Here is an 11,469-nt window from a genome sequence, read left to right on the forward strand (position 1 = left end):
ACGCGAAGAAGAAGTGTAACTAAGACTTCTCCGAAGCACTCTTTTCTCTTTCGTTAAATGCGAACTCTTCTATCAGGAGTTCGTCTCGACCAGCCCTCGCGGCGACCTCGGGATGCGCGATGATCCTGCCGCCGCGGACAGTGGCGCCTACGATAAGCCCGGCTGAGATGAGGACAAAGTTCTTGATGATGTACTGGCCTTCGAAGGTAGGTAAAAAAGGGAAATGCACCCACGTCTCGCGATGAAGCAGGAGGAGCGGAAGGAACGTGCCAGGAAGCTGCAGGAAGAGCAGAAACACGGTGAGCCGGAGGAAACGCCCGGTGAGCATACCAAGGCCAATCAGGCATTCAAAGAAGGCCAGAGTGTGGAGGCAGGTCTCGGGGCGGAACAGATGGAAGGTGATGAGGGTGAGAATCTTCTCGGCAAGCAGGTCGATGGGGAGCACCATGGGAAGAAACTTCAGGATGCCGAACCAGAGAAAGATGATGCCGAGCGCAATGCGGGTGACGAAGAGGCCGTGGTAAGCCATTCTGCGCACGATCCATTGTTCGGCATGGTAAGCGGCGGACATCGGATGCACGGAAAAGAAACGGCACAGGCGAACGAAAGATCCGAAGGAGGGAATGTTGGGATCGGCGATGGAGGCGGGAGATTTTAAGGATTCCGTTGGGGGCACATTGCTGCTTTGATCTCTCAGGAAATCCATGGGCATGCAAGTACCTCGAGTGTGTCACTCTAAGTACGCTGACGGAAGCTCACTGGATTGGCATAATGTGCCAATCCAAAACTTAACCATCGCCTGCAAGCCGGGACCTATACGGAAATGGCTCCAGACATGATCTCCGCTACATATTGCCGACGCCGATATCGGCGCGTTGCGACTCGGGATTTTCGGCATCTAGATATCGTTCGATCATCTCGTCGAGAATGCCGCGCGCATTGAGGATGAAGTCGATGGCATCGCGGCCCGCACCGAAGCCGCCGGACATCGGCGTCGTGTAGTGCGCGGCGGCCTTGACCTGGGGACGCGCGTTGGCCGTCGCAATCGCAAAGCCGACCCGGCGCATCACCGGCAGGTCGATGATGTCGTCGCCCACGTAGGCCAGTTCGTCGAGCGTGCAGCCTTCAGCGACGAGGATCTTCGCGATGGCTTCCATCTTGTGCGCCTGTCCTTGATACACGTGGTCGATCTTGAGGTCTCGTGCGCGGATGGCCACGACCTGCGAGTTGCGCTTGGTGACGAAGCCGATCTTCAATCCTGCCAGCCGTGCCAGAGAGATTCCAAGGCCATCATGCGCGGAGAAGCTCTTGACCTCAACACCCTTGAGTTCGGTATTGGGCGCACCGTTGGGGATGATCGTGATTTCGCCGTTGGTGAGGACACCATCGACATCGAAGAGCAGAACTTTGACGCGACGGGCACGATCTTCAGGGGAGAGCATCACAGCAGACATGAGGCGATGATACAAGGTGAGGGATGAGGGCTCAGAGCTCAGGGGCAAGAAAGCATCGCCTTCTGGCCCCTGAACCCTGAGCCCTCATCCCTGTTTCTTACCGGTGCCAGTGTCCTTCGATCCAGACATAGCCGCCACCGCGATTGGCCCAGTGGCCGGGGTCCCAGTGGGCATGCTCATAGGGAGGCTCCGCATAATGGCCCGGAACCCAGATGTAACCATGACCGTCCCAGCGGTGATAGCCCTCTTGCCAAACCCATCCGCGATGCTCGAACGGGGGAGGCGGAACACGCTCAACAGGGCGCGGAGGCGGTGGGCCGATGCGTACAACCACCTGTGCTCCCGCTGAAAGGGTTGCGGCCAGCATAAGACCGCCAACGATCGTAAATAAGTACTTCCTGGTACTGTTCATGCTCGAACTCCCAACGAGGGATGCCTCGTTCTTTTCTCAATCAGACGTGAATACGCCGGGGAAGTTGCGGAGAAAATGGAGCGGTTCGATGCAAGGCATCGGGTCGGCTATGCGTGCCGATGTTGGGCAGCGTGCAGCATCTCTACGGTGCGCGCGGCGAGAACGGGAAGACCGAACAGAGCGGCAGAGACCAGGCCTGTCGAAGCAAGGTCGTTGGCATAGAACGGGACAGCCGACGCATAGCAAGCGCTCAGACCTGCAAGGCTGTGCGCGTACATGCCGGAGCTGACCCACACCACAAAGTTGCTCAGCAGGAAGAAGCTGGTCGCCGAAGCGAAGACGCTCGCAACCACACGCAAGGCCGTTACCTTGCGCAGAAGGCTGCTGCCGATGAGGCAGACCGCCGCATACCATGCCCACGTCACCAGGTAGGCGCTCACGTGGAACGAAAGGCCGTAGACAGCCTTCGTCAGGTAGATATCGGTGAGTGCCATGACGGCGGCGGCTACGACAGCCTGCCAGCGCGGACGGCGCGAACCGAAGAAGAGCAGACCCGCACCCACAGCCGTAAAGTTCAATCCTACGGCGTGCATCGCGTGCGGAAGAAGTCGGCTAAGCGCGGCAAGCAGGAGAACGAGAATGGCTAGCATGGGGGGACCTCCCAAAAGGAGAAGTTGGCGCGCAAACAGCCTGTTCAATCATTGTAGTCCAGCGGCCAGAGACGCATTCCTGGCATTTTGCTTATTTCCCCACAAAATCGTCATCCTGAGCGTAGCGTCCCAGCCTTTGGGGACGCGGAGTCGAAGGACCCCGAGGGTTACCATCCTGCCCATGCCCTTCGCCCCTTTTCTACCTCGAGCGCTCGAGCCCAGGTTTTCGTGCAGGAAAAGGTCTCAACATTCTGGGTGAGATCAAGTCCCTCGGGGTCCTTCGACTGCGCGCCTCGCAAAAAAACGCGAGGCGCTTCGCTCAGGATGACGATTCTGCGTGGGGCGTGAAAATTCCTGATTAAAGTCGTTGCCCAGCTACTATCGCTACGACGCCTTTACTTCTGCTCTCGGCCATCCATGATCTGCCCGACAACACGATTGTGCGAGTCGATCTCGACCACCGCCGTAAGAGGAGTGTGATCTTCCGAGCGCAGCATGGGGACATCGCCCATAAAGCGCGGATCGCGGAAGATCACCCGCGTCGGAGCAAAGGGTTCCGGCTGGATGGCATCGATCAAGGGCATCGGCGACCAGTCGATGAAGGCGCGGCCCAGCGGGCTGGCCTCGGCGGCCAGCACAGCGGCGCTGCGATTCGGCTTGGGCAGTGTATGGTCGGCGAGATCAACCACCCCGTTGCGCGTGTCGATCTCCGCCAGCTGATAGAACGGCCCATAGTCGAGCACCGCTGACCAGTGGAACGGGCTGAGAGGATCGGGATTGGCAAGCACATGCTGCGGAGCGAGATAGGACTGAGGAGGCGCAGGTGGGGCCAGGGGGGCGTCTGCGGAGGCGGACGGGTCTACCACTGGCGCTGACGGAGCCACCGTGCTCTGCGCCAGCGCCAGCTGGATCGCGCGGGTATGCTCGACCTCGCGCAGCGTCCAGAGGGACACGATGCCCAGCAGTGCTGCAATAGCCAGGCCTCGTCCGGGGAACGGCTGCCGTCGCGCGCCGACCTCTGAACCAACCAGGCGAAAGAGGGCCGGAAGCACGAGACCTCCCAGCAGCAGCGCAAAGATCAGCGGATCGAAGATGAAGACGATGGAAGCCGCATACCAGTGGGAGTTGAACGGGAAGAACGGCCGGAGGCCGTAGTTGTTGGTGTAGTCCAGCAACAGGTGGCTGAGCAGCGCGAGCAGCGTGAAGAGATAGAGCAGGCCCCAGCGGACCGGGGCAGCGGTCAGCGGCTTTCGGGGAGATGAGCTCTCCCCGGTGACGCGCTGGCTTCTGGCCAGGCGCCAGCGATGCAGGCCGTAGATGGCCGCTACTACCAGCGCGGCCTCAAAGGGCAGGCCAAGGAACGTATGCGTGATGCCACGATGGTGCTGGAAGCCCTCGACCGGGCCGCGCAGGCTCCAGAGCGTGTCGATGTCGGGTAGTTCTGCCGCGACGGCCATGGCGAGCGTCGTATAGGCCGCTCGGCGGTTGAAGCCGGTGCGTGCCAGGCAGGCTCCGGTGAGGATGTGGGTGACCGGTTCCATTCGCGCAGTCTATCTTGAGCGCGCTCGCGAGGGAAGAGGCGGAGCATGACCGGCTCCGCGTATGCTCATGGAAGACGATGTCCCGCACTCCTCATCCCCGCAGTGACCGCGATCTACTCGCCAGGATCAGCCGCTCACCCGGCGGCAAAGCCGGCTACAAACAACTCATCCGCGAGCTTGGACTCGGCGGGGGACACGAACGCCGCCTGCTGGTAGAGCAGTTGACCGCCATGGTGGCACGCCGTGAACTGGTAGCGCTGCGCGAAGGCCTGTGGGCCATCCCCAAGCCGCCGGAGAGCGCGACTAACTCCTCCACCCCTCAGGCTCGAGATACAGGACGCCCGAAGTGGGATGGCATGGAGGCCGCCGCGCGTTCGGGACGGGATCGCCTGTTGAGCGGGCGGCTCGATCTGCATCGCGACGGCTTTGGATTCGTGCGGCCCGAAGCCGGTTCGGCAAGCGCCCAGAAGCTCGAAGACATCTTCATCCCGCCGAACGAGATCAACGGCGCCATGCAAGGCGATCTGGTGCTCGTGGACGAAGCTCCGCCGGGACGTGACGGGCGGCGCTCAGGCCGGATTGCGCGGGTGCTGACACGGCGTAATCCGACTGTGGTCGGAATCTTTCACTATGCACGGCCCCAGGGGCGGCGTGGCAACCGTGACCACGACTTCAACGACGCGGGCATGAGCGAGAACTACGTGACGCCGCTCGATGAGCGCATTAGCGGAATGATTGCGATCCCTGAGGGCGCGGAGGTTGTGGCTTCGACGGTCGATTCTCCCCACAGAATGCTGGGGGAAGAGGCGCGGAAGCAGGCCCTGGGGTGGAGTGGCGGCGAGAAGCAGATTCCCTTCGGGAATGACAACAAGAAAAGCAAAGGCAACAGCAAAAACGATATTGATTCGCAGTGGCCGCTCGAAGGTTTGGCGGTCGATGTCGAGATTACAAGTTTCCCCTCTGCCGGCAGGCCTGCGCGCGGGCGCTTGATCGAGGTGCTTGGTCCGCCGGATGCCTTCGGCGTCGATGTCGAGATCATCATCCGCAAGCACCATCTGCCGCATGCGTTTCCTGCGGCAGTGTTGGCGGAAGCCACCGAGCAGGCGCAGGAGACCGTCGCTTCCCTGCCCGCCGAAGATCTCGAAGCACGTGAAGATTTTCGCGGCCTGCCCATCGTCACCATCGATGGCGAGACCGCGCGCGACTTCGACGATGCCGTTCTGGTTCGCGAACTCGCAAACGGCAACACCGAACTGCAGGTCCACATCGCCGATGTGAGCTGGTATGTGCGGCCGGGGGCCGCGCTCGACACCGAAGCCCGACTGCGCGGAACCAGCGTCTACTTCCCCGACCGCGCCGTGCCAATGCTGCCGCATGCACTTTCGAGCGGCATGTGCAGCCTGCTGCCGAACGAAGATCGCCTCGTCCTGAGCTGCGTGATGGAGATCGACCCTCGCGGCGAGATCGCCGGCTATCGAGTGGCGGAAGGCGTGATTCGTAGCGTGCGACGCATGACCTACACGAGCGTTCAGAACAGCCTCAACGCGTCGCCGAACGCGGAGACATGGAACCAGGGCAAACAAATCACCGCAGCCGCCAGCGCCGAAGATATCGCCGAGCGCGAGCGCATTGCCGCTGAACAGCCGGACCTTCCGGCAGCCTTCGATGCGATGCTGGAGCTCGCTCTCCGGCTGAATGCGAAGCGCGTGCGGCGCGGATCAATCGACTTCGACCTTCCTGAGCCGGTCGTCGAGTTCGATCCCGACGGCAACATGAAGGCCATCGTGCGCTCGGAGCGCGGATGGTCGCACCGGCTGATCGAAGAGTTCATGCTCTCGGCCAACGAGTGCGTCGCAACGTGGCTGGAGCGGCAAGGGATTCCGTCGATCTATCGCATCCACGAGATGCCTGATCCGAAGCGCATCGTCGAGTTCGAGGAAACGGCGTCTGGCTTTGGGCACTCGCTGGGGCTGGGAAACCTGCCGGTGCGCAAGCTCACGATGAAGACCGATCGCCGCGATGCGCAGCGCAAGAGTGCGCGCGGACGCGACTCGCGCTCACCGCAGCAGCATGAGATTCCCGACAGCATTCCGGTCACACCGCAGATGTATCAGAAGCTGGTGCGGCGCATCTCCGGTACGCCGACCGAGCGCATCCTCGCGTACCTGATGCTGCGTTCGCTGAAGCAGGCTCGCTACGCTGAGAAGAACGAGGGCCACTTTGCGCTGGCTTCGCCTTCGTACACGCACTTCACCTCACCGATTCGGAGATATCCGGATCTGATCGTGCATCGGCTGGTGCGGGCGATGCTGCGGCGTGGCGCGGATGAGCGCGGCGGTGCGATTCTGTCGACCGATCCGCAGCCGTGGCAGGGGGAGTTCGATCGGTCGCGCGCACCTAAGTATCTGGCATCTCGCGCGAAGACAGCGTCATTTACCGTCGCAGCAGAGAGACCCGCAGTGCAGTCGGACCACGCCCCTGCAGGTCTCTCCACTCCGTCGCAAAAGCGCGCCTCCGGTCGAGATGACAAGGCTGTGGGGAACGCGGACGGTGTTGAACCCATCGCCGCGGAAGAGTTGAACGACATCGCCTCTGAGAGCTCGCAGGCCGAGCGCCGTGCGGCTGATGCCGAGCGCGAACTCATCGAGTGGAAGAAGATGAAGTTCATGGCTGACAAGGTCGGCGAAGACTTCCACGCGGTGATCCTGTCCGCTACGAAGTATGGGTTCTTTGTCGAGCTCGACGACATGTTCATTGAAGGGCTGGTACCGCTGGCCTCGCTCGTCGGCGACTTCTACAGCTTCCGCGACACCGATCGCACCATCGTCGGTGCGCGCACGGGGCATGTCTTCGGGATCGGGCAAAAGGTTGAGGTGATTCTCGACCGGATCGACCGCCAGCAACGGCGGCTACAGTTCGCGCTGCTGCCCGGCACGGAGCCGAAAGCTACTTCGCTGCGTACGCGTACAAAGGCTGAACCGAAGGCGGAGAGGCCCCTGTCTCCAAAGCGTAGTGGGAAGACGAAGACACGAGCACGGAACAAGAAGAACAAGGGACGGCGGTAGGTTGGATTATTCGGCCAGAAGGGTCTGATACCCAACACTCGCGGCGGAGTTCTTCATTACGGGGAAGACGGATGCCCCGCTGAACACAGCGCAAAGTGCGTTCCCTGACGCTTTAGCGTCAGGGAGACGGAGGGAGCCGTAGCCTTTAGGCTACGGAATTGGAGGCCTAACGAGAATTGGCCTTTAGGCCCGGGCCTTCTTTCGGCGGCGAACAAAAGGCCCGGGGCTAAAGCCCAATTCTTGCCTGCCCTTGATTCCGTGGCCTAAAGGCCACGGCTCCCTCCGCCCCGTGACGCTAAAGCGTCGCGGTTTGCGCTTCGCGCCTCAACACCCCATACTTCTTCGCCAATGAAGAACCCCGCCGCAAGCGGCGGGGTATCACACCCTTCGCATTAATTAAATGAACGACTCATCGTACTAACGGTGACAATGACCTACAGTTTCTGCGGCGCCGATTCAGCGTTTGATCCATTCAATATGAAGTTCACCATGATGTTTGTTTCCACTTCGGTGGGTTCACCATTGAGGAGATAGGGTTTATAGGTCCACTGCTTGACAGCAGCCCACGCTGCTTTCTTGAGTTCCTCCGGCCCGGAAACGATCTGTAGCGCCCGGAACTCACCATCCTTTCCGATGACCGCGCGTAGCACAACCGTGCCCTGAATTCCTGCGTCCTTTGCCTCTTGCGGATAGACCGGCTGCACCTTGGTCAAGATGTTGCCTGCCATCACGTTGCCAGAGACCCGAACGGTCTTACTGGAGGCCGAGGGCGTTTCGCTCTGTGCCACCGGTGTGGACACATTCATCCGCAGAGCCAGCGCGGACGCACAGGTTCCAAGTCCCAACACCACACACGCCACCACTGTTGCCAGCCGACGCACGCCCCTCAGTTCCACATACTTCTCAGTCAAGTTCATAACTCTCCTCTCAAAGATGTTGGCATCGAAGATTCCGATGGCGTGAAGTGTCCTGGCCGGCGTCCCGTGCACAAGCAGGGAGGCCAACCGCAGCAGCGATCGTGCATAGTTCTCTCTTCCCGCGACAGTCTCCGCGGCCATGGCATCGCACACCATCTCTCGACTCCCCACCATCCGTGTGCGCGTCAGCCACAGCAGCGGATGGTAGGCCACCGGCAAGGCCAGCGCCTCGTACAGCAGGTTCTTCGCGAAATCCCGCCGGTGCATGTGTGTGCGAACTCATGTGCGATTACGGCGTCGAAGTCCTCGTCCAACAGATGCCCCTGCAAGTCGACCGGCAGCAGAATGGCCCGGCGGAAGATACCCATCGTCATGGGTCCGGCGATATCGCGGGACACCCTGATCTCCGCATTCTTGACTCTGAAGACGCGGCAGGAGCACTCCCAGCTCTCGGCCTCCTCTCCTGTCAGAACCAGCGGCTCTGCCCGGTCGTGGATCGCGTCCGTCCGCCACCATCCCCAGGCCAACCGACCGGCGAAGTAGACCACGCTGCCGGCATACACCAACGCAACTCCCGCCAGCATGGCTACCGGAAGCCTGAGGGCTCCGTGTCCAGCACCCTCGCCAAACGCCACCGTAACCCTTACCCCGGCCTTCGCCGTGCTCGTTCCCCAGATTCCGGGCAGGAATTGCCATACCTCGCGCAGCAGTTGGACAGGCTGCACGGAACACGCCGGTAGAAGCACTTCGAGAGCCAGGGCGCTCACCCAGATACGGTGTTCCATCCGGGGTCCGTTGCGCCGAACGGCTCGCGCCGTGATCCAGGCCGCGAGAAAGACCAGAGGAACCTGCCACAGCGAGTTCAGCAGATAGGCCAGCAGCCAGGTCTCGAAGGCTCTCATGCGTCACCGCCCTTCTCTTCCAACCGCTTGCTCAACTCCGCGATCTTTTTCGCGTCGATCTGCCGGCTTTTGATCAGGCTCATTACCAGGTCTTCGCTGGACCCGCCGAACATCCGATCCACCAGGTCCTTTACGGCATGGCCCAGGGCCTTGGCTTCGGTGACCGTCGCGCTGTACTCAAAGGCTCGTCCTCGCAGCTCACGCTTCAGCTTGCCCTTTCGCTGCAGGATGTTCAGCATCGTCTGCACCGTCGTATAGGCCAACTCCTGCTCCAGCCCCTCCTGGACCGCGCTTACATTGCTGGGCCCGCGCTTCCATATCACCTGCATGATCTGCAGTTCTAGCTTGGTTAAAGCGTTCTTCTCTCGTTCTCCCATGGCCACCTCCTATTGAGTTAGGACATTACGCCGTGACGGGAGAATTTGTCAACTAAGTTCTTAGGAGTTGCGGGTGATGGAAACGAAAATCATCCGAATGGCCCTGTTTATTGGGAACATCAGCCAATTTGCGCGAAGCGCATTCCGTGACGCTTCAGCGTCGCGGAGACGGAGGGAGCCGTAGCCTTCAGGCTACGGAATAAGGGCCAGGTGGGAATCGGGCTTTAGGTAGTGTCTGACGAATCGGAGATAGTGGCTTTTGTTTTTGTCTTTGCTTCTGAGATAGGTCCGGGCTTTAGCCCGGACATTCAGGACAGGCGATAAAGGGGCTTCAGCCCCTGGGATAGGCTCTCCTCTCCGCAGGCAGAGATGCCAAGAGAGAGGAAGGCTTGTCCCAGGGGCTGAAGCCCCCTTCCTATTTGTTCCGTAATACCCGGGCTAAAGCCCGGGCCTATCTCAGAGACAACAGCAAAAGCGTACTCGTCGATGCGTCAGAAACTACCTAGCCCGTGCCTTTTGTTCGCAGCCGAAAGAAGGCCCGGGCCTAAAGGCCACATTTTGCTAGGCCTAAATTCCGTAGCCTAAAGGCTACGGCTCCCTCCGTCTCCGCGACGCTAAAGCGTCAACGAACGCGCTTCGCGCTGTGGGGCAACGAGTTCTAGAAAAGTATGTATCAGGCCTTCCCCACCACCAGCAACTGCTCGATCTTGCCGTCGGGTTTCAGGTACACATCGACCAGCAGGGTCGTCCCCCCGGAGAAGGCCACACGATATAGGCCGAAGGTCATGCCGCCGCGAAGGGCTGTCCGGGTGCGCGTAATGTCCGTGATCGTACCGAGAGGGCTGAGCGTCGACTGGAAGTCGCTCAGCGCATCCTGGTTGAAGTAGTCGTTGGTGTCGGACGTAAAGAGTGAGCGATCGATCTGGCTATGCTGCAGGCCGGACAGGATGGTCTTCAACTGCGCTACAAAAGGATCGGCGGAGGCTTCCACCACCGGCGCGGCGGCGGGCAGCAGGAGCGGGGTGATGGCGTTGACGACCTCGCTGGCAGCACTCGAAGCGACTTCGTTCGTGAGAGCGACGATGGCCAGGCCGTCGTCGGGATAGACGACGTTCTCGGCCACGTAGCCGCCGACTTCGCCGCTATGCTCCAGCTCGCGATGACCGTCCTTCTCCCGTACGAACGTACCCAGCCCGTAGCCTGAGCTGGTGCCGTTCTGAAGCTTGTAGGCGGTCTCGAACTCGGCGTAGCTTGCGGGGGAGAGCAGCGACTTGTTCATGATGCCGAGATCCCACGCCAGCAGCGTGGCAGCGGGCATGGCCAGATCGCCGTCGCCAAAGTACCAGCCGGGGGCCTCCAACGGCTGCACGCGAGGCGTGGCCATCGCGTAGGAGACGTAGCCTAGGACCTGCAGCTTCTCGCGCTGCGTATAGGTGTTGAAGACTCCCTGGAGGTGCAGCGGGTCGAGCACGCGCTCCCGGATGAATTTGCCCAGCGGCTCTCCGCTGACCTTCTCGACGACCAGGCCGAGCAGCACGTAGTTCGTGTTGGAGTACTGCCACTGCGTGCCGGGCTCAAAGTCGAGCGGCTTCTCCGCCCACTCATGCACGTTATCGATCGGGGCTATCGGCTTCTTCCAGGCGGGGATGATGTAGTCCTGCGGGGCGAAGTCCTCGTAGCCGGAGGTCATGGTCATCAGGTTGCGTAGCTTGACGTCGTTAGCGCGCGTGAGCTCGGGGAAGTACTTGCCGACGGGATCGTCGATGGACAGCTTGCCCTCCTGCTGGAGCAGCAGGATCGCCGTTGCGGTGAACTGCTTGCTGATCGAGCCGATGGGGTAGGCCATCGCCGCGGCGGCGGGTGTCGCCGGCTGGAGCTGCGCCAGGCCGAAGGCATGAGTGTAGACGATCTTGCCGTGCTGCACGATGCCGATGGAGACAGAGGGGACACCTGTGTCGTGGAGGGCTTTTTGGGCGGCGGCGGCGATATTGGCTTCAGTGTCGGCGGGGAGTTGGGCGTGGGCGGCGGTGGCTGCTAGCAGAGCAGCGGCAAGAAGAGTGCGCATGGCTGGATGGAGGATAGCAGGCCTGTGGAGACGGGGGAAGCACAGGCGTTCCATAGGCAGAAACAAGGCAAGCAGAGAGCGGTAGG

At 61.1% G+C, this 11,469-nt stretch carries 10 protein-coding genes; 1 reads left to right on the forward strand and 9 read right to left on the reverse strand.

Annotated elements, in window-relative coordinates; translation table 11 throughout:
- Positions 1-19: 19 nt before the first annotated feature.
- From HDF15_RS11075 to HDF15_RS11095, 5 genes are all read right to left on the reverse strand, one after another.
- On the reverse strand, positions 20-712 hold the full coding sequence (locus HDF15_RS11075; RefSeq protein WP_184255504.1) for a hypothetical protein: 693 nt from the start codon (positions 710-712) through the stop codon (positions 20-22).
- Between the two features lie 133 nt (positions 713-845).
- Positions 846-1,502 (reverse strand): HAD hydrolase family protein, encoded by a 657-nt coding sequence (locus tag HDF15_RS11080; RefSeq protein WP_311733080.1) that lies wholly within the window; start codon positions 1,500-1,502, stop codon positions 846-848.
- A 49-nt stretch (positions 1,503-1,551) separates the two neighbouring features.
- Positions 1,552-1,866: a YXWGXW repeat-containing protein gene (locus tag HDF15_RS11085; RefSeq protein ID WP_184255506.1), complete on the reverse strand. Its 315-nt coding sequence runs from the start codon at positions 1,864-1,866 to the stop codon at positions 1,552-1,554.
- A 107-nt stretch (positions 1,867-1,973) separates the two neighbouring features.
- Positions 1,974-2,516 (reverse strand): DUF6580 family putative transport protein, encoded by a 543-nt coding sequence (locus HDF15_RS11090; RefSeq protein WP_184255508.1) that lies wholly within the window; start codon positions 2,514-2,516, stop codon positions 1,974-1,976.
- 395 nt (positions 2,517-2,911) lie between these two features.
- Entirely contained in the window at positions 2,912-4,057 is a 1,146-nt protein-coding gene (locus tag HDF15_RS11095) for a metal-dependent hydrolase (protein WP_184255510.1), read from the reverse strand.
- 77 nt (positions 4,058-4,134) lie between these two features.
- Between HDF15_RS11095 and HDF15_RS11100 the strand changes: the two genes are divergently transcribed.
- A complete protein-coding gene (locus HDF15_RS11100) occupies positions 4,135-7,122 on the forward strand; it encodes a ribonuclease R family protein (RefSeq protein ID WP_260331010.1) in 2,988 nt (995 codons plus the stop codon).
- Between the two features lie 434 nt (positions 7,123-7,556).
- Here HDF15_RS11100 and HDF15_RS11105 read toward each other — a convergent pair whose 3' ends face one another.
- The 4 genes from HDF15_RS11105 to HDF15_RS11120 form a co-directional block, all read right to left on the reverse strand.
- Entirely contained in the window at positions 7,557-8,306 is a 750-nt protein-coding gene (locus HDF15_RS11105; RefSeq protein WP_184255512.1) for a TonB family protein, read from the reverse strand.
- Positions 8,225-8,941 (reverse strand): M56 family metallopeptidase, encoded by a 717-nt coding sequence (locus tag HDF15_RS11110; protein WP_184255514.1) that lies wholly within the window; start codon positions 8,939-8,941, stop codon positions 8,225-8,227. Before HDF15_RS11110 ends, HDF15_RS11105 begins: the two co-directional genes overlap by 82 nt.
- Entirely contained in the window at positions 8,938-9,318 is a 381-nt protein-coding gene (locus HDF15_RS11115; protein WP_184255516.1) for a BlaI/MecI/CopY family transcriptional regulator, read from the reverse strand. The genes HDF15_RS11110 and HDF15_RS11115 overlap by 4 nt, the downstream gene beginning before the upstream one ends.
- 673 nt (positions 9,319-9,991) lie before the next feature.
- Positions 9,992-11,383 (reverse strand): serine hydrolase, encoded by a 1,392-nt coding sequence (locus HDF15_RS11120; RefSeq protein WP_184255518.1) that lies wholly within the window; start codon positions 11,381-11,383, stop codon positions 9,992-9,994.
- Positions 11,384-11,469: the final 86 nt, after the last annotated feature.

This window comes from Granulicella mallensis (assembly GCF_014203225.1).
GTDB classification, from domain to species: Bacteria; Acidobacteriota; Terriglobia; order Terriglobales; family Acidobacteriaceae; genus Granulicella; species Granulicella mallensis_A.